We start from the raw sequence: 17726 nt of genomic DNA on the forward strand, positions 1-17726 counted from the left end.
CGCGGGAGTCGCGGCCTGGCTCTATGTTCGCCGTGCGGATAACGAGCCGGTGCCGTCCGTGGATACGCAGCGAACCAGGGGCGTGGACCCCGACCTGCGCGCCGCCTCCACAGAGGACCAGGCCTGAGGGACCCGGGCGGCATGGGCGGAGGGGGAACCATGCAGTCCAAGGGGACATGGCCCATTGCGGCGGGGCTGCATAAACGATCCCGGAACCTGCGAACGGCGCGCAACTAGACACCAGGCAGCCCTCCGCGTCCGACGCGGACAGGCCGGTCAATCCTCCTGCGCTGCCGAATACCTATGGGGCTCTTCCCCGGCACAGTACACCTAGCTGCAAGACCGTCGACTCGGTCAAGGGATGGCGGGCCGCAGAGTTGTGTGCCGTGGGTTCCGCAGGAAGGAGCGGACGACGGCGGGAAATCCCGCCGTCGTCCGCACTGTGTGGGTCTGGTTTCGTCGGCGTTGAGGCGCATAGCGTTGTGCTGCCGTGTGATTCGGCGGGAGCATTCGGAACAACATCGCCGACGGCCGTCTGAGCCTCGCACATTGACCCTGGATTATGCAGGCAGAGCTAGTTCCTTCTCTCCGTCGATTAGGGCGTCGCCATCTTGCTGGGATGGCCGCATTGCCGCGACTGCGCCGCCTGCCACCAGGACTACTACGCCGACGCCCATGTACAGCATGGACGCTGTCCAGTGCGCGTCGAGCAGGGCTCCGGTGATGAGCGGAGCGACGATGGCACCAACGCGGCCTATCCCGATGGCCCAGCCCACGCCGGTGCTCCGGACAGAAGCGCCATAGAGCGCCGGGGTAATTGTGTACATGCCCGCGATGCAGCCGTTGATGAGCATGCCGACAACGCCGCCCGCGACGAAGGCGAGGACCAGCATACCCGCGGTGGAAATGAACATCACCATGGTGGCCGCCGACAGGACGGCGAAGATGACCATCACCTTCCGGCTGTTCCAGCGGATGGTCAGCAGTCCATAGAGCAACGACCCGAAGGTGCCGCCTAAGGTCAGCATCAGCCCGCCGACGACTCCCTGGCTTTCGGTCATGCCGGCCGTGACGAGGAGCCGCGGGGTCCAGCTGTTCACGAAGTAGAAACCGAACATGGTGGCAAAGAAGGCAAGCCAGACGAGCCAGGTGGAGCGGCGGTTGCCGGCTGTGAACAGTTCGGAGACCTTGTTCCTACGATCATTCTTGGCCGCCACTGCGGGCAGTTCGGTGACGGCGGGCTGTCCGATCTTGCGCGCGATCCTGTTCAGGCGGTCCAAGACATTGCGGGGACGCCGGTTAGCGAGGAAGTCCACAGACTCGGGCAGAAGGACAGCGAGCAGTACGAAGACGGCGGCAGTGCAGATGCCGCCGAATAGAAACACAGAACGCCAGCCGAAGCTGGCCTGCAGAGTCACCGCCGCTGCGCCGCCGAGCGTTGCCCCGATGCCATATCCCGCGGTGTAGATGCTGATGGCCAGCCCGCGCCAGCGCTTGGAGGAGTACTCGCTGGCGATGACATTTGTGCAGGCGAGTATCCCGCCGATACCGAGGCCCGTGACCACGCGCCAAATCCCGAGTTCCACGGCAGAGTGCGCTACGGAGGCCAGCAGCATCCCGGCAGTTGCGAGACCGACCGAAATCAGGACCATGGGCCGGCGCCCGATGACATCGGCAAAGGGCGCGAGGCCCAGCGAGCCGATGGCCATCCCGACCAGTCCGGCGCTTAGCAGGATACCCAGTTCGGCGCCGCTAAGGCCGAAGTCCCGGGTCACGCTGTTGGCGGTGAAGGCCATGGCCAGCACATCGAAGCCATCGAGGGCGTTGAGGACGATGCACAGGCCCACGATCAGCCATTGATACAGAGACATACGGGACGCGTCGATGCGTTCTTGAAGTTGCATGGGACTACTTTCTAGAGGCCGCGGACGGTCCGGGCAGATGCTGAAACTGAGGTGCAGAAGATCTGGTGGCTCTTCTGGAGGCGGAGGCCGGGCCTCGTCGTTGAAGGCTGGCAGCCGGGAAACTATCTATACTGATAGGTAAATGTGGCGCGGGACACAGCATAACTATGAACGTAGTTAGTTGACAAGGGGTTTAATGGAGGCGGCGCCCGGCCCTGCCGCAAGGCATCGGCAGCAGGGCGCCCTGACGGAGAGGATCGGTGACGGGTGAGTTTGCGTTATGCCCTGCTTGCGCTGCTGACGTCTCAGCCCCTCACGGGCTATGACGTTTTCAAGCACTTTGAACAATCCGTCGGCTACGTCTGGCACGCACCGGACTCGCAGATCTATCCCGAACTCCGGCGAATGGAAAAGGATGGCCTGCTGAGCGGAGTGGAAGAGCCCTGGGGCAAAAAAGGCAAAAAGAAGCGCTATCACATCACTCCGGAAGGGGTCGAGGCTTTCCGGGCATGGATGAATACCACCCTGGACTACGCCCGGGAGCGTGACCCGATCCACCTTAAGGCGGCCTACCTTGAATGGGCCGACCCCGAAGCCGCGCGAGCGCAGATGCGCGCCCATATTGCCTATCACTCCTCCCGCGCGCAGCAGTGGCAGAACATGGTTGCCGCCCTGGAAGACCGGAGCAACCCCACGCTTGCGCGCCGCCTCGAGGCGGCGCCTGAGGAGGACCGGGCCAAGATTGCCGGCTACAAAATCTTCACCTATGAAGGCATGATCGAACGCGCCAAAGCGGAGATCGCGTGGGCCAGGCGCGGCCTGGAACTGATCGACAAGCTCGAGTCTTGAGTGCCGAAAGGCCCGGATGCCCGCCTGGGTGTCCGGGCCTTTTGTCGTTCCCTTCTGCGGTTTCGCTTATGGGGGCAGCTGGAGGGGCCTTGCCACTACCTATCAACATAGTTATGCTGTGATCCAAGCCACTACCTATGAGCATAGGTATACCGTGAGGGGAAGGATCGATCATGACCGCGCTGATGCAGTCCATGAGCTCTACAACGAACAAAGTGCTTGGTTATCCGCTTAACGCCTGGTATGTCGCCGCGTGGGACCACGAGGTAACCCGCAAGCCGATGTCGCGCCGGATTGCGGACCGCCCGCTCGCCCTGTACCGCACCGAGGATGGCAAGGCAGTGGCGCTGGCGGACGCCTGCTGGCACCGCCTGGCCCCGCTGTCCATGGGCAAGACCCTCGGCAAGGACCAAATCCAGTGCCCGTACCACGGCATTATCTACAACTCCGCCGGCCGCTGCGTCTCCATGCCCGCCCAGGAAACCATTAATCCCAGCGCCACCGTACCGTCTTTCCCTGTGATCGAGCGCTACCGCTATGTGTGGGTGTGGCTGGGGGATGCCACCCTCGCGGATCCGGCCCTTATCCCGGACATGCACCAAATGAGCTCGGATGATTGGGCCGGTGATGGCGAGACCATTTTGGCGCCGTGCAACTACCAGCTCGTTCTGGACAACCTGATGGACCTCACCCATGAGGAATTCGTCCACTCTTCCTCGATCGGCCAGGACGAGCTGAGTGAGTCCGATTTCGTCGTGACCCATGACGACAACACCGTCACGGTATCGCGCTGGATGCTCGACATCGAGGCTCCGCCGTTCTGGCTCAAAAACATGCGGGACAAGTTCCCGGGTTTCGAAGGGCGGGTTGACCGCTGGCAGATCATCACCTTCCAGTCGCCCTCGACCATCAACATCGACGTCGGAGTAGCCAAGGCGGGCACTGGCGCCCCTGAAGGCGACCGCAGCCAGGGCGTCAACGGCTTCGTGATGAACACGATTTCGCCGGAAAGCGCCAAAACATGCCACTACTTCTGGGCCTTCATGCGCAACTACCGGCTGGAAAGCCAGCTGATCACCACCCAGCTGCGCAACGGCGTACACGGCGTGTTCGGCGAGGACGAAGAAATGCTGGCGGCCCAGCAGAATGCTATCGACGCCAACCCGGACTACGAGTTCTACAACCTCAACATCGACGCGGGCGGCATGTGGGTGCGACGGCTGATAGAGCGACAACTCGCCGCCGAAGGCCGACTGATCCCCACCGCCTGACCCGATCGCCCGATCCCAGGAAGTTAGAAGAAGACATGGCTGCAACGAACATCGAAGTCTGGCAGATCGGCACTGTGGTCGAGGCGGAGGACATTACCGCAAAGACCCGGCGCCTGGTCCTGGAACAGTCCAGGCCCATGAAAGCCGAGCCGGGCTCGCACATTGACGTGATGGTCTCGATCAACGGCGAGCAGCACAGGCGCTCCTACTCCATCGTCGATTCGAGCGGGGACGGCCGACGTGTGGCGATCAGCGTCTTCAGGGCCCCTCAATCCCGGGGCGGCTCCCACTTCATGCAGGCCCTAGAGCAAGGCGACCGGCTGGAGATCACGCAGCCGCTGCAGAATTTCCCTCTGCGGATCGGCGCTCCGCGCTACGTCCTGCTGGCCGGCGGGATCGGCATCACCGCCATGATCAACATGGCCCGGGTGCTCCAAAACATCAAGGCCGACTACACCTTCGTGTACGCCGGCCGCAGCCGCCCCGCCATGGCCTACCTGGCGCAATTGGAGCAGCTGCATGGCGACGCGCTGCGAGTCCACGTGGACGATGAAGGCACAGCCCTCAACGTAGATGAGCTGCTGGCCACGATTGAGCCGGACACCGAGCTGTACATGTGCGGCCCCATCCGGCTCATGGACGCCGTCAAACGGGGCTGGGATGCCCGGGCGCTCAACGTGACAAACCTCCGCTACGAGACCTTTGGCAACAGCGGCTGGTTCGACCCCGAGGAGTTCGTGGTGCGCGTGCCCCGGCTGGGCGTCGAGGCCACCGTCCCCGCCGGAAAGTCCATGCTGGAAGCGCTCGAGGACGCCGGCGTCGACATGATGTTCGACTGCCGCAAGGGCGAATGCGGACTGTGTGAAGTGCGTTTGCTCGGCCTGCGGGGCTCCATCGACCACCGCGACGTCTTCTACAGTGAACGCCAGCAGCATTCCGCAGCCAAGATGTGCTGCTGCGTCTCCCGGGCCGTCAGCTTAAAATCCGGCGCCCGTGCAGACTCGGCAGCCTCCTGTGCCATCGTCACAATCGACGTTTGAGTGCCCACAACTCCGCCGCTCGGGGTGGACCTGGAGTCCGCTGGCGAACCTGGACCACTCTCCGCTTCTACACTTCGACGGCCCCGCCCGTTGACACCCCGCTCAGGGTGTCAATGTAATCCAGCGTTTTGGGACTGACATGCCGCACGGCCCCAAGAGCCTCCCGGAGAACGGTTCTGCTGGCGTGGGCACCAAGTGCTCCTCGGAGTTCGACTACCGTCTCGATGCCCTGGCTCTCGAACACGCGCGTCATGTCCTCTACCTGGGCGAGACGGCCAGGGGACGGCCAGCTGATAACTTCGGAAAGCGTCCCGGTATCGAGGCGCCGCCGGAATCCGCTGGTCGTGGCGGCATCTGGCCATGCCCCGACCAGAGCGACAACGCGCGGCCTGACGGTCGCGTGGTAGTTCTGTCGCCGCTGCAGGGTCGCATCGACAATGATGGCCCCGATGTGGTCCCAGCCACGGCTGACTTCGAGCGAGTCGTCTGTGCCGTGAGAGTCCAATTGCGCCGGGAGGTTGGCAGCATCGTTATCGATAGTCATAGGTGAATACTCCCATGTGACAGCACTGAGCGTGCGGCCGCGGCAGCCCAGATCGGAGCGAAACCGGGGGTATTCCGCTATCAGCAGTCCTGGCTGCCGTCCGACTGCTGGTTATGTGCGACCGCCGGCAGGATTCATCCGGGTGACTGACGTCTGATGGAAGCTGAAATTCGATCCTCCATGGCTCGAACGCCGCCGACCGCCGCGGGCCCCATCTGCTGCCTTGCGCGGTTCACCGCGTCGCGGACTTCGCGACGCACTACCCGTTCATTCTGGCTCGACGACTTTTCTCGCGTTTCCCTGGCTAAATCGAGCAGAGCCTGCGGAGCGTAGTGATTGACGCTCATGTCCGTGAGCAGGGGGAGCTGCACTCTCAGGTCCTGCTCGATGGCGGTGCGGAGCGGGCCCAACCGAAGCAATTGAGTGAGGAAATCCGGGCTCAACACCGGCGACGCAGGCGCTTGCGGGCCAAGGCGCTCCCGCAGGTGGTCCTTCATCTTCATGGCTGTTCTGTCGAACGTCAGCCACCATGCAAGGTAGCCCATGGGCGATGGTCCAATCGTCCGCCGATACTCGATGACGCCGACTGAGTTTTCAACGTCGTGGGCAACCAGGCGAGACCGTGTCCCTTGCTCGGCTCCGTACTCACCTCGTTGACGCCTTCTCTCGTGAGTCTCATTCCATAGTTCCTGAACCGCACCCCGGAGTTCGGTCGATGCGGCATCGGAGTGCTCGAGGAGACTCTTGGTCTCGATAGAGAATTCGTCGGCAAGGTAGTCGCTGACGTCCTGCAACGGCTGTTCTCGTCCACAGATATTCCGTTGCCAGTCCAGGAATTCACTCTCTGGTCGGCCCGATAGCACGAAGGCCGAATAAAGGAAGGGGACCCTTCCCGACCAAGTCGATGTTCTGTTGTGACCATAAGCAACGGCCAGGTTGAGGTGTCTTTCAACTTCTTCTACGACTCCGTCCGTTACATATAGGAGCAACCCTGCGTCTACCGCTGCGCGCATCAGAATCGTAAAGTGGCGCTCTTCCGGATCGTCTACCAGGCTCTCTCCGATAAGCGGCAGGATCGCGGTGGTGTCCATCCATATGTCGCCTTCACTGAAGACGTTGAGCACAACTTTCTGGACGTCCGGGGTTTGTTTCAGGAACGCGAAAAGCGTGTATGCGTCAGCTAGTCGCCGAAGATGCGACTGTGTTTGCGGCGAAGGCTGTTCCAGTACGTGCATTATGGCCGCGGCCGCGGCATCAGAACTGAGCTCATGGATGCCGCCATTTGCTGTGATTCGGTCCGCTATGGCTACAGGGCTGAGTTGGAACGGTGCTCCTGTTTCCACGGCTGCGGCAAAAGACTCGCCTCGTTCCAGAAGTGTTTCTTCCAACACTGTTCGCAGTTGCCGAGAAACCTCGGTTAGCTGTGCTTCGCTCAGTGCCTTCGGTGCTTCGACGGCCCGAACCGCCGCGAGGAGTTTCGCATCGAGGACAGCTTCATCAAGAAGGAACTTGGCTGTCTGATCATTTATCCTCTTGGTTTCTTCAAAACTGAGATGGTAGGTGTCCTCGGCCCCGGTCGCTGATTTGTGTTGTTTGACGGGGCCCTTCCGAGACAGGCGGTTCAATGCGCTCAGGGTCAGAGCATCGACCTGCCCTCGCTTCCCCACGGGCATGCGGAGTGCGACGCCGTCTTTGATTTCGCTCAGGCTGAGCCTGTTGTATGTGCTCGAATCGTGAAGCGCCGCCAAGACCAATGACTCGAAGCAGCTCTTGGTAAGGCTCTGCTCGGTTGCCTGATCTTCGCCGTCGAGAGCCAAGTGCAGCACCGCGACCTTGCTCTCATCGGCGGTCAAGGTCGATATTCTTTCGAGGACCCCTCGTTTGGACAGGAGCGGATCCACAAATCTCTGAGCCAGCTCTTCACTGGCCACTCGTCGTTGCGGATAGGACTTCTCGCGGTCCACAAACCACGACCGGTCCCGGATGTCCACGGTTATATTCCGATCACGTCGGGACTCTTCCCTGAGTTCATCGGCGGCCGGACCAATCACCTGGTTGGTCAGGTAGATCATGGTGCTGACCGAAGGAAAATTCCTCTTGAGGGTGTCCAGTGTGCTCGTAATTTTAGTCTTCCAACTCGCCGTGACAGAGTACTGAAATGCAACTTTTGGCACCCCATCAATCGTGAATATTTCGGCGTCCCTGCCCTTGTCTCCGTTCGGAGCTGCCATCGTCCGCAGGGCTGGATATTCGACGGCTAAGAACTCCGACGCGAACGATTCGAATATCGCCCAGTCTCCAGGGCCAATCCGTTCTAAGGCGAGAGACAATCGCGGGTTCGGCATGACCGAATCATAACCACCACAAACCTTTCTTGAACATCGCCCCTGGGTTCGACAGCCGATTGTTTTTCGGGGGAGCGGCGGCCCGGTTCCGGTGCTTGCCTCGCGAGCGGCTTGGTCAAAACTTCCGCGCGGAATCAGGTGCAAACAGCCCGTTGACTTTCGTGTCTCCTGCGAGGACCATGACGAGTGAAAGTCAATGATGGGGGGATAACTCAAAGTCTGACGTGCCAAAAATACGCATGTGTGCCGATTATTCCCGCGCCAAATTTTAGGCTGCCGCGGAATATCACTTACGCGAAGCTCGTGCTTACGCGTCTGTTAGACAACTCCGAATCTGGGGATCAACGGAGAGAAAATGATTAGCAATTCCTTTAAGCCGGTTGCAGACGCGCCCGGTGTTTTTACATCTGAACCTCAAGCGTCCGGCCAGAGCGATCGAATTCGTGCAATGACGCACGGTCGTGCAGCACTGTTAACAGCCGAATGCGATGCAGAACGCAAGACGCCAGATCTCGTGGTCTCTAGGACAGCGAGCCCTGGGTTTGACGCAGCTGCGTTCAGTCTGTCGGGTATATGGGACGCGGCTAAGGACCTCACCGGTCGCGCTTGGGACGCAATTAACGATGTTCTGGCTAACGAGGGCGGCGGCGGCGGTGGCGGTGGCGGTGGCGGCGGTGCTCGCATAATAGCGAGCATGGACGAAGCCGAAATCGTCACAACCACTCGCGCGCCGGCACTGTAGGTAAACGACACGAAACGCAAACGGACGACGCCGGGAGTCCCGCCGTCGTCCGCTTTGTACGAAGGTGCCGCAGACCCGCCGGGCGGCTATTTGGGGCGGGCGGCCAGGGCGGATGCCAGGCCGTGGCCGCACCCTGTCCTCAGCCGCGGGCTTCCGCCCTTCGAACGCGCTTATCGCCAGCCGGCCCGAACTCAGCCACGGCTATGTAGGACTCAGGCCGACGCTCCTTCCCATCCGGGCGCGAACAAGGCATGCTTATTGATCAGTAGACTTACTAATTTGGTTGCGACTGAAGGAGCGAACATGAAGGCACTTACCTGGCAGGGCAAGCGGTCGGTCAGCGTGGAGATGGTTCCGGATCCGGTCATTGAGAAGGGCACGGACGCCATCGTCAGGATCACTTCATCGGCCATATGCGGCTCGGACCTCCACCTGTACGAGGTCCTTGGCCCCTACATGAAGGCCGGCGACATCCTGGGGCACGAACCCATGGGCGTCGTTGAGGAGGTCGGCTCCGAGGTCAGGAACCTCAAGCCGGGCGACAGGGTGGTCATCCCCTTCAACATCTCCTGCGGCCATTGCTGGATGTGCAAACAGGGGCTGCAGTCCCAGTGCGAGACCACCCAGGTCCATGCCCACAACAGCGGGGCGAGCCTGTTCGGGTTCTCCGAGCTCTACGGGTCGGTCCCCGGTGGACAGGCGGAGTACCTGCGAGTGCCCCACGCCGACTACGGGCCGATAAAGGTCGGGCACGAACTGCCCGATGAGCGGTACCTCTACCTCTCCGATATTCTTCCCACCGCCTGGCAGGGAGTGAAATACGCCGATGTCCCCGCGGGCGGCACACTGGCCGTCTTTGGGCTCGGCCCGGTGGGGCAGTTCGCCAGCCGGGTCGGTCGACACCTCGGCCAGCGCGTCATCGCCATCGAACCGGTTCCGGAACGCCGCCGCATGGCCGAGCGGCACGGGGTGGAAACGATCGATTTCACAGAGGACGTCAGTGACCAGCTTCGCGATATGACGGATGGAAGGGGCCCTGACGCGGTCGTCGACGCCGTCGGCATGGAAGCGCACAATTCGCCCGTCGGCGCCTTTGCACAGAATGCGGTGGGGCTGTTGCCGGATGCCTTGGCAAAGAAGGCCATGGAAACTGCCGGCGTAGACCGCATGACGGTCCTCCATGCAGCGATCGACTCCGTGCGCCGGGGAGGCACCGTCTCGCTAAGCGGGGTATACGGTGGCACAGCGAGCCCCATGCCCCTGCTGAGCATGTTCGACAAGCAGATCCAACTCCGGATGGGCCAGTGCAACGTCCGCCGGTGGACGGACGAGCTGCTCCCGCTCGTGGAAGATCCCGCAGACCCGCTCGGCGCCATGGACCTGAAGACTCACGAGGTCGACCTCGACGGTGCCGCGGCCGCCTACGAGATCTTCCAGAAAAAGGAAGACGGCTGCATCAAGGTGGTCCTGAAGCCGTAGCGAAGATGTCCCCGCTCCGGGAGATCTCCTCAGGCCTTCCGTCAGCCCGGACCCAAGCGCAGCTGGGCTCCCCATTGGACCGGAAGGGGAGCCCAGCTCGGCGACCTCGGTGAAGAGAAATCCCGCCGTCGTCCGCTTGCGTGTGAAACGGCCGCTATTCGCCGGCGGGTTGGAATAACTCGACAACGTTCCCGGACGGGTCCTCCAACAGGATCTGCTGTCCGCCTGGGCCCTTGACAATGTCGTTCCGGAACGTGACGCCTGCGACGCGCAACCGTGCCACTTCGGCCGCGATATCGCCCACGATGAGGTGGATCCGGTTCCATCCTCCCGGGATGGGCACCGTGCCGTCCGGCATGGGACGGCCTGCCGAGCTGGCCGGCCCGCTCAGGAGGAGCCGCAACCGGCCGCGGGTGACATCGGCGAACGCCGGCGCGGCGCTCATCCTGACGGTGAATCCGAGATGCGTTGTATAGAAGTCGACCGCGGCATCGACATCGGCCACCATGTACCGGACGCTGACCAGTTCCGTAAGGTCGTTGGGCATTTCCAGCTCCTTTCCGAATTCGTTTGGTTACTACTCATAGATAATTCACACTGTTGATCGGTTTGGCACCCACCGCAAGACCACGACGGCGGGAGGTTCGCTACATCCGGGAGCCGCCGGGGCCGGACTCCAGCAGCCCGCCGCCGGCCCAGCGCCTGAGCGCGAGCTTTTCGGCGTCGTCGAACTCCATGAGGGCCAGCCGGCACAGCTCTTCCACGTTTCTGGTCCATGCGGCGGCGAGTTCTGCCGCCGATATCTCCTCTGCGAGGGAGCCGCCGGCGTACACCACGCCCTGGATCACGAAGTTGACGGCCGAACGGGACACCGGCTGCCCGGCCGCCACGCAGTCGTCGCGGACGGACCGTGCCAGTTCGCTGCGGTTGCCCGAATGGTCGCGCAGCTTCGCCGCCAGGGACAGGAAGACCTGCCGGAACTGTTCTGCCGACAGTGCCGGAACGTCCGTGACCCGGGTGACCTGCTCCTCGATCGCGGGCCGGGCGTCGGAGGCCAGCGAGGAGGGCTCAGGGGAAAACCGCTTCGCGTCCCACACCCAGCCGGGCGAGGGCGTGGACGAGTATTGGACGCCCTGGCCGATCTGGGCGATCCAGGCCCCGAACTTGCCGTGCCCGCCCCAATCGGTCTTCAGTGACGGGTCCGCGGTCAGGGCCCGGTGCGCCGCGACCGCTCCCGTGACCGGACCAGGCGCGGCCTGCACCAGGGCCCGGACCTCATCGGCCGCCGACGTCGCGGACCCGTGAGTGCCCTGGGCGGTGCGGAGCGGGGTGCCAAGTCCGGCGGACGGGACCATGCGGGGGACGCCGGCCGCGGTCCCGTTGAGGATTGCCACGAAATCGTGGGACTCCACCACGCTGTCGGCCATCTCCCGGTACGCGAACGCCACGGCGCCGGCAGCGATGACGGTGGTCATGCGGTCGGCCGCCCGGAACCGCTGGACCAGCGAGGTGAAATCGGCGTCCGCAGACGCGACGAAAAACTCCTCAACATGTGCCGCGCCGGCCAGGGCATCCATGGCGTCCAGCACCAGGTTGATGTCGGTGCTGGACTTGCCCCGCTGCGTCAGGGAGGGGCAGTCGATCACGCGGAAGCCCGCGCGGGTCCAGTACGGCCGGTACTTGGAGTAGATCACCGGATTGAGATAGCAGTTGCGGATCAGGAACCGCCGGGATTCTTCGCCCGCGCCGCCGGCGGCCAGCGCCTCCGTCCAGTGCTTGGGGTCCTCGGCGAATCTCTTCGCGGCCGCCGGGTCCAAGGCCATCAGGCCGGTATAGACGTTGTCGAAGTCCACGAACATCGCGGCACGGATGCCAGGCCGCCGGGACGGGGAGAGGGGATTACTCATCGGCTCAGTGTGCCAGCAGGAGGGCGGCGCGTGCCAGAGGTGCCCGCTTGGTTGCCCATTTGCCGTCGTGTGCTGGACCTCCTGGCAGGAACAGGAGGTCCATAGGTGTGTCCGGGATCGGCCGCGCGCCACGCTCCTGCGGGAAGCCGACACCTGGGCCACGCGGCCGGGGAACAGGTCCTGGAACAGGTGGCGCTGATGCTCTCCCGGGCAGTGCGCGGCGCGGACACCGTCACCATCGGAGGGAGCGAGCTCCGGCTGGGCATGTCCGTTGGCCAGGCGGAAACGGCTGTCCCGGCGCACGCCGATCCGGCCGCGCACAAAGAACTGGCCAGGGCCCTGCTGCTGGCCGCAGATCAGGGCATGTACCGGGTCAAGACGGAAATGCGCGGGGCCGTGGGCGCCGGTTGATCCGCGGGCTTTAACGCCAAACGACGACGGCGGGAGGTGGCTCCCGCCGTCGTCGTTCGGCCTGTTGCCTGGAACCCGGGCTTAGGCGCCGTGGTTCAGGCTGAGGGTGAAGGTGTTCGGGCCGCTGGCGTGGACCGCGATGTTGCTCTTGGCGGTGTTGTGGCGCTCGGAGAGCTCGTGGACCAGCGCGTCCAGCTCGTGGTGCATGGTGGAGCGGTCCCAGAGCTTGTGGGTTACAGAGTTGGCAGTTTCAAACGTCATTGTTCAGTGCTTCCATTTCATGAATCCGGATGTCCGGCTGCCGCACCGATGCGGAGCCGCCGTAGGGGCCAAACCAGGAACGCCTGAGACCGTGGGCAGCTCTGCGAGCTCACCGGTTTGGCCTCATTGCGTCCACCAGGATGGGTGCCCGGCGTTTACTGCGGACGCGGAACGTCGCAGGAATTCGTCAGGCTGCACCGGCAGGAACGTCGCAGTCCCTGCCTTGCCTTTCCATAGTGCACAGCGCCGCGCGGGAGGCTCAAGCCAGATGGCGAAATTTGCGCGTGAGACTCATCACAGCCGCTGTGCCGGAACGTGGACGGCGACGACGGCACCCGAGTCCAGCGCGGACGGTTCAGTGCGGTCTAGGGACGGGGCCGCTTCGACCGAAAATGCGGAGGGTGGATGTGCATGCGGCTCAGCCCCCGGGCGGGGGCCGGAGAGACCGGCACCGGTCCGCCGGGCTCCGGTCCCGCTGCGGCAGCGGCCCGTCCGTAGCGGGCAGCCAACGGTGCGGCGCTGAAGCCGTGGGCCAGGACGCTGAGCAGTACGGTGGCGGCGATGACGGCCACAGCCTGATCGGACACTGGTCCAAGGGCTTCCAGCGCCAGCAGCGCGAACACGAGGGACGCCAGTCCGCGCGGGCCGAACCAGCCCACGAACAGGACGGTCTTCCGGTCGAGGCCGGCGCCAATTGAGGCCAGCGCTACCGGCAGCATGCGCACCACCGTGAGGCTGAGCACGGCATACGCGATGGTCAGGGGGAGGGAGTGCTCCAGCATGATCGGCACGGTGATGGCTCCGAAGGCCAGCCACACGAGCAGGGACACCAGGCCACTCATCTGCTCAACGAAGGCCAGTTCGGCCGGCCCCCGTTCCCCGGCGCAGGTGCCGAACGCCAGCCCGGCGCAGAACGCGGCGACGAAGCCGTTGCCGCCCACCGCGAGTGCGGCGCTGTAGGAGAGCAGGCTCAGGGCCAGGACGCCGATGCCGGCGAAGTCCTCGGTTGCGGTCCCGCGCCGGCGGGCCAGCTGGAGCAGCCACCCTCCCGCGGCGCCGGCCGCTGCGCCGGCGCCGGCGCCGATGAGCAGCTCCATGGCCGCGCTGCCTGGGCCTTCGGCGCTCTCCAGGCCTGCTGCGGCGGCCGCGCCGGCGATGGCGAGCATGACGACCGGGGTGGCGATGCCGTCGTTGAGACCGCTTTCGACCGTGATCAGCTGGCGGATCCGCGACGGCACCGCCGGATTCGTCACCACGGGTATTCCGAGTGCGGCGTCGGTAGGGGCAAGCGCAGCGCCGACGAGGAGGGCCAGCCAGAACCCGAACTGGGGAAAGAACCAGGCGGCCAGGGCCCACCCGAACACAATCGTCAGCGGCAGGCCGACTCCCAGCAGCCGCACGTAGCGGCTCACGTCCCGGCGCAATTGCTGGAGCGGCAGGCGGGCGGCGTCGGAGAAGAGCACCCACACCAGGGTGACCTCGACAACCGGGGTGATACTCGCCAGGGGCGACGGGCCACTGACCAGCCCGGACCAGGCCAGGGCTGCGCCGACAGCGGTGAACACAATGGGAGCGGTCAGGTCCGCCTGCTGCAGCCGCGCCGACACCAGCGCCCACGCGAACAGGAGGGCGGTGATGAGGACAACGACCGTCAGCTCCATGACGGATCGGCGCCCGTTTCCGTGGGCGCGGCGTGAGGGCGGCCCGATTCCAACAGCCGGATGGGTCCGCCCACAGGGATCACGCTCCCTCCGCCAATTGCACTTAACGTTCCCCTGCAGTTCAGTGAATCCGCCGGCCCGGGACCGCGCCAGAGAACTAAGCCCTGTCCTGTTCCTGCGCCGGCGGTGCCGCGACCGAGCCGCGGCGGATCAGTGCGGCCGTGAATGTCGGTGCGGCCGCCGGTGCCTTGCGGCCTTCGATCTGCCGGATCAGGGCTGAGGCGGCCGCTACGCCCATGTCGTAGACGGGCTGGGCGATCACCGTGAGCGGGGGCGTGGTCAGGCGCGTCCAGGCGAAGTCGTCATACATGAGGAAGGAGACATCACCCGGAATGGAGAGGCCGAGCTCGTGGATCGCTTCCACCACGCTGAGGCCGATCAGCCCGTCAGAGGCAATGATCGCCGTCGCCGGGTCAGGGCGCTGCACCAGCTCGCGGGCTATCTTCTTGATGGACTCGTCGTCGCCGGCGTTGAGGCGGATCAGATCGACGGGCAGGTCCAGCCCCGCCTCCTCGAACGCGCGTTTCATGCCGTCGCGCCGGTCTGAGATCTGGGACGAGTCCAGCTGCATGCCGTCGTGGTACGGCCCGGCTGTCTTCAGCGTGGAGACGAAGGCGATCCTCCGGTGGCCGGACTTGAGCAAATAGCTGGTGGATTCATGGGAGATGTCCTCCATGTCCACCGCCACGGTGTCGACGTCGAGCCCTGGCGCCTTGCGGTCCAAAAGGACCAGCGGACGGCCGGATTCGTGAACGCGCCGTAAATGTTGCGTTTCCAGGGAGGACGCGGGTGCCACGATCAGGCCGTCAACGCGCTTGTCGAGGAGCACCCTGACGGCGTCGATTTCCGCCTCGGTATCCTCGTCCGTATTGATCAGGATGACATTGAATCCACTCCGCTTGGCGGTGTCCGTAATGCCCCGCGTGGCCAGGCCGAAATGGGGGTTTTCAATGTCGCCGACCACCACCCCGATGGTGTGCGATTTCCCGGTATTCATGCTGCGGGCGAGCTCGTTGGGCCGGTACTCCAGTTCCTCGGCGGCAGCCAGCACCCGCTCGCGCACGTCGTCGCTCACGGCCCCGTAATTGCCCAGGGCGCGGGCGGCCTGGGCCTTGGAAACCTGGGCTGCTTTGGCGACGTCGGCGACAGTGACATCGCGGCGCCGGGAAGCATCACTATTCATTACGGCCTTTCGTAGCGGACCCTTGACGCCTGATGTGGCTTCGATTACATTTCTAGCAATCGATGTGAGTCCGGTCTCAATCTTAGGGACTGAGACCGGACTCAGCAAGACTTCCATCGACAAAGTCCCACTCCACGGGGCCCACTGCCTGCCTGCCCCGCTGCTCACCCCCACGATTGGAAACGCTGTGAACACAGGAAACAAAATGCGCCCCGGGGCGCTCATCGCCGCTGCTGTTGCCGCGGTCCTGGCACTCTCCGGCTGCGGAGGCAGCTCATCCGCCTCGTCCTCGCCGGCGGACAACCCCTACGGCCTGATTGAGGCCGGCACCATCCGCGTTGCCAGCCTGGGTGATTCGAAGCCCTATACCTTTGCCGACGCCCAGGGGAACTTCACCGGCTTCGACGTCGAGCTCTTCAAAGACGTCGCCCACCGCGCCGGAGTCGACAAGGTCGTCTTCACCGGACAGGACTTCTCCGGGCTGCTCGCCGCCGTCTCCAACGGCCAGTTCGACGCTGGCGTTGCGGCGATCGGCATCACGGACAAGCGCAAACAAACCGTCGACTTCTCCGATGGCTACCTGGCCGGCTACCTGACCGTCATCACCACGAAGACCTCGGGCATCACCGGCGCCGACGGTCTCGGCGGAAAGCGTCTCGGCGTCGTGCAGGGAACGCTGCAGGAGGCGTACGCGGTCAAGAACTTCACCTCCGCGAGCCTGGTGCGCTTCCCGGACAACAACACCGCGATCGCCGCCGTCAACAGTGGATCCGTTGATGCACACTTCCTGGACTACGAGGCCGCCAAGGCCTATGAAACGCAGTACGGGCTGATCAGCGCCGCGGACATCCCTTCCTTCGACGCTCCCGCCGGCTTCGCCGTGGCCAAGGGCAAGACCGCTTTCAAGGACGCCCTCAACAAGGGCCTTGCCGCAGCCATGGAGGACGGCACCTGGAAGAAGCTCTACCAGAAGTGGTTCCCGGGCTCCCCGATGCCCGAGCAGTACCTGCCCAAGGCCGAGCAGACGGCCAGCCCCACACCCAGCAAGTAAGGCCCCGCAAGTAAGCGGCCGGCAACCAATAGGCCCCGAACCATCGGCACGTCCGGCACATAGCCCGGCTGCCACCTGACCGGGCGGGCCGCACTGCGCGGCCCGCCCGGGTTCCACAAGCTACCTACGTCTGAGAGCAACCATGGACTGGTTAAGCACCATCACCCGCACCTTCTTCGACTTCGGCGCAATGGCCGAGGTCCTGCCCCAGCTTCTGGGAGTCGGTCTCCTCAATACCCTCATCATCTCCGTGGCGGCGACCATGATCGGCGTTGCCCTCGGCATGGTCGTCGCCGTGATGGGGATATCTCCCTCGCGGTGGCTTCGGGTTCCGGCCCGGATCTACACGGACCTCTTCCGCGGACTCCCCGCCATCCTGACCATCCTGCTGATCGGCCAGGGTTTCGCCCGCCTCAGCCAATCGATCTTCGGCCCCTCGCCCTACCCCCTGGGGATCATCGCCCTGAGCCTGATCGCCAGCGCCTACATCGGCGAAATCTTCCGCGCCGGCATCCAGAGCGTGGACAAGGGCCAGGGCGAGGCATGCCGTGCCCTGGGCATGAGCTACGCCAAATCCATGGCCCTGGTGGTGGTCCCGCAAGGTGTCCGCCGGGTCCTGCCGGCCCTGGTGAACCAGTTCATCGCCATCGTCAAGGACTCTTCACTGGTCTACTTCCTGGGCCTGCTGGTCACCGAACGCGAACTCTTCCGCGTCGGGCAGGACGCCGCCGTGCTCTCCGGCAACCTCTCGCCGCTGGTCATGGCCGGCATCTTCTACCTGGTCATCACGGTCCCCCTGACCCACCTGGTCAACTACTTCGACAACCGCTTCCGCACCGGCCGCCGCCGCCCCGCTGCACCGAGCAGCGGTCTCAAGGAAGTCAAAGAACTCGACGCGGCCTCGCCGCTGATCACCGGGAGCAACACATGAGCCTCGCCAGCAACACCGCAAGCAGCACCAACAACGCAAGCAGCACCAGCAACGCCAAAGAACCAGTCCCGGACATCGAGACGTTCC

General features: G+C 64.1%; 16 protein-coding genes. 8 read left to right on the forward strand and 8 right to left on the reverse strand.

Annotated features, from left to right (window positions below):
• Positions 1-560: 560 nt before the first annotated feature.
• Entirely contained in the window at positions 561-1904 is a 1344-nt protein-coding gene (locus tag Y706_RS26420) for an MFS transporter (protein WP_043436471.1), read from the reverse strand.
• A 267-nt stretch (positions 1905-2171) separates the two neighbouring features.
• On the opposite strand from Y706_RS26420, the gene Y706_RS0118550 reads away from it, so the two are divergent.
• From Y706_RS0118550 to Y706_RS0118560, 3 genes are all read left to right on the forward strand, one after another.
• Positions 2172-2753, forward strand: a complete 582-nt coding sequence (locus Y706_RS0118550) for a PadR family transcriptional regulator (RefSeq protein ID WP_028277774.1) — start codon at positions 2172-2174, stop codon at positions 2751-2753.
• A gap of 173 nt (positions 2754-2926) precedes the next feature.
• Positions 2927-4024, forward strand: coding sequence for an aromatic ring-hydroxylating oxygenase subunit alpha (locus Y706_RS0118555; protein WP_028277775.1), 1098 nt, complete (start codon positions 2927-2929; stop codon positions 4022-4024).
• A 35-nt stretch (positions 4025-4059) separates the two neighbouring features.
• Positions 4060-5064 (forward strand): PDR/VanB family oxidoreductase, encoded by a 1005-nt coding sequence (locus Y706_RS0118560; protein ID WP_028277776.1) that lies wholly within the window; start codon positions 4060-4062, stop codon positions 5062-5064.
• A gap of 67 nt (positions 5065-5131) precedes the next feature.
• On the opposite strand, the gene Y706_RS26425 is transcribed toward Y706_RS0118560, so the two are convergent.
• Together Y706_RS26425 and Y706_RS0118570 are read right to left on the reverse strand one after the other, a co-directional pair.
• Positions 5132-5608, reverse strand: a complete 477-nt coding sequence (locus tag Y706_RS26425) for a hypothetical protein (RefSeq protein WP_052355105.1) — start codon at positions 5606-5608, stop codon at positions 5132-5134.
• A 134-nt stretch (positions 5609-5742) separates the two neighbouring features.
• On the reverse strand, positions 5743-7953 hold the full coding sequence (locus tag Y706_RS0118570; RefSeq protein ID WP_028277777.1) for a hypothetical protein: 2211 nt from the start codon (positions 7951-7953) through the stop codon (positions 5743-5745).
• A 355-nt stretch (positions 7954-8308) separates the two neighbouring features.
• Between Y706_RS0118570 and Y706_RS29420 the strand changes: the two genes are divergently transcribed.
• Together Y706_RS29420 and Y706_RS0118575 are read left to right on the forward strand one after the other, a co-directional pair.
• On the forward strand, positions 8309-8695 hold the full coding sequence (locus Y706_RS29420; RefSeq protein ID WP_162159084.1) for a hypothetical protein: 387 nt from the start codon (positions 8309-8311) through the stop codon (positions 8693-8695).
• 303 nt (positions 8696-8998) lie between these two features.
• The gene (locus Y706_RS0118575) at positions 8999-10174 is read left to right on the forward strand and encodes a zinc-dependent alcohol dehydrogenase (protein WP_028277778.1); all 1176 of its coding nucleotides are present in this window, start codon (positions 8999-9001) and stop codon (positions 10172-10174) included.
• Between the two features lie 154 nt (positions 10175-10328).
• Here Y706_RS0118575 and Y706_RS0118580 read toward each other — a convergent pair whose 3' ends face one another.
• Together Y706_RS0118580 and Y706_RS0118585 are read right to left on the reverse strand one after the other, a co-directional pair.
• Positions 10329-10721, reverse strand: coding sequence for a VOC family protein (locus Y706_RS0118580; RefSeq protein ID WP_028277779.1), 393 nt, complete (start codon positions 10719-10721; stop codon positions 10329-10331).
• Between the two features lie 100 nt (positions 10722-10821).
• Positions 10822-12081 carry an NYN domain-containing protein gene (locus Y706_RS0118585; RefSeq protein ID WP_028277780.1) on the reverse strand — a complete coding sequence of 420 codons (1260 nt, stop codon included), beginning with the start codon at positions 12079-12081 and terminating at the stop codon, positions 10822-10824.
• A 105-nt stretch (positions 12082-12186) separates the two neighbouring features.
• Here Y706_RS0118585 and Y706_RS0118590 point away from each other — a divergent pair, with 105 nt between their 5' ends.
• Positions 12187-12492 (forward strand): hypothetical protein, encoded by a 306-nt coding sequence (locus Y706_RS0118590; protein ID WP_156945197.1) that lies wholly within the window; start codon positions 12187-12189, stop codon positions 12490-12492.
• A gap of 81 nt (positions 12493-12573) precedes the next feature.
• On the opposite strand, the gene Y706_RS0118595 is transcribed toward Y706_RS0118590, so the two are convergent.
• The 3 genes from Y706_RS0118595 to Y706_RS0118605 form a co-directional block, all read right to left on the reverse strand.
• The gene (locus Y706_RS0118595; RefSeq protein ID WP_018775517.1) at positions 12574-12753 is read right to left on the reverse strand and encodes a hypothetical protein; all 180 of its coding nucleotides are present in this window, start codon (positions 12751-12753) and stop codon (positions 12574-12576) included.
• Positions 12754-13118: 365 nt separating this feature from the next.
• Complete coding sequence (locus Y706_RS26430) at positions 13119-14414, reverse strand: cation:proton antiporter (RefSeq protein ID WP_052355106.1); 1296 nt, start codon at positions 14412-14414, stop codon at positions 13119-13121.
• Between the two features lie 157 nt (positions 14415-14571).
• A complete protein-coding gene (locus Y706_RS0118605) occupies positions 14572-15657 on the reverse strand; it encodes a LacI family DNA-binding transcriptional regulator (protein ID WP_028277782.1) in 1086 nt (361 codons plus the stop codon).
• 205 nt (positions 15658-15862) lie between these two features.
• Here Y706_RS0118605 and Y706_RS0118610 point away from each other — a divergent pair, with 205 nt between their 5' ends.
• Positions 15863-16708: an ABC transporter substrate-binding protein gene (locus Y706_RS0118610; RefSeq protein ID WP_028277783.1), complete on the forward strand. Its 846-nt coding sequence runs from the start codon at positions 15863-15865 to the stop codon at positions 16706-16708.
• A gap of 142 nt (positions 16709-16850) precedes the next feature.
• Complete coding sequence (locus tag Y706_RS0118620; RefSeq protein ID WP_028277784.1) at positions 16851-17639, forward strand: amino acid ABC transporter permease; 789 nt, start codon at positions 16851-16853, stop codon at positions 17637-17639.
• Positions 17640-17726 lie beyond the last annotated feature (87 nt).

The organism is Arthrobacter sp. I3 (assembly GCF_000520575.1).
Taxonomy (GTDB): domain Bacteria; phylum Actinomycetota; class Actinomycetes; order Actinomycetales; family Micrococcaceae; genus Arthrobacter; species Arthrobacter humicola_A.

Bases quoted from the DNA above. Each gene is read 5' to 3' on its own strand.
- Y706_RS0118610 (WP_028277783.1), top strand. From the start codon at position 15,863: ATGCGCCCCGGGGCGCTCATCGCCGCTGCTGTTGCCGCGGTCCTGGCA.
- Y706_RS0118620 (WP_028277784.1), top strand. From the start codon at position 16,851: ATGGACTGGTTAAGCACCATCACCCGCACCTTCTTCGACTTCGGCGCA.
- Y706_RS0118595 (WP_018775517.1), bottom strand. From the start codon at position 12,753: ATGACGTTTGAAACTGCCAACTCTGTAACCCACAAGCTCTGGGACCGC.
- Y706_RS0118560 (WP_028277776.1), top strand. From the start codon at position 4,060: ATGGCTGCAACGAACATCGAAGTCTGGCAGATCGGCACTGTGGTCGAG.
- Y706_RS0118555 (WP_028277775.1), top strand. From the start codon at position 2,927: ATGACCGCGCTGATGCAGTCCATGAGCTCTACAACGAACAAAGTGCTT.
- Y706_RS0118570 (WP_028277777.1), bottom strand. From the start codon at position 7,953: ATGCCGAACCCGCGATTGTCTCTCGCCTTAGAACGGATTGGCCCTGGA.
- Y706_RS29420 (WP_162159084.1), top strand. From the start codon at position 8,309: ATGATTAGCAATTCCTTTAAGCCGGTTGCAGACGCGCCCGGTGTTTTT.
- Y706_RS0118585 (WP_028277780.1), bottom strand. From the start codon at position 12,081: ATGAGTAATCCCCTCTCCCCGTCCCGGCGGCCTGGCATCCGTGCCGCG.
- Y706_RS0118605 (WP_028277782.1), bottom strand. From the start codon at position 15,657: ATGAATAGTGATGCTTCCCGGCGCCGCGATGTCACTGTCGCCGACGTC.
- Y706_RS26430 (WP_052355106.1), bottom strand. From the start codon at position 14,414: ATGGAGCTGACGGTCGTTGTCCTCATCACCGCCCTCCTGTTCGCGTGG.
- Y706_RS26425 (WP_052355105.1), bottom strand. From the start codon at position 5,608: ATGACTATCGATAACGATGCTGCCAACCTCCCGGCGCAATTGGACTCT.
- Y706_RS26420 (WP_043436471.1), bottom strand. From the start codon at position 1,904: ATGCAACTTCAAGAACGCATCGACGCGTCCCGTATGTCTCTGTATCAA.
- Y706_RS0118580 (WP_028277779.1), bottom strand. From the start codon at position 10,721: ATGCCCAACGACCTTACGGAACTGGTCAGCGTCCGGTACATGGTGGCC.
- Y706_RS0118575 (WP_028277778.1), top strand. From the start codon at position 8,999: ATGAAGGCACTTACCTGGCAGGGCAAGCGGTCGGTCAGCGTGGAGATG.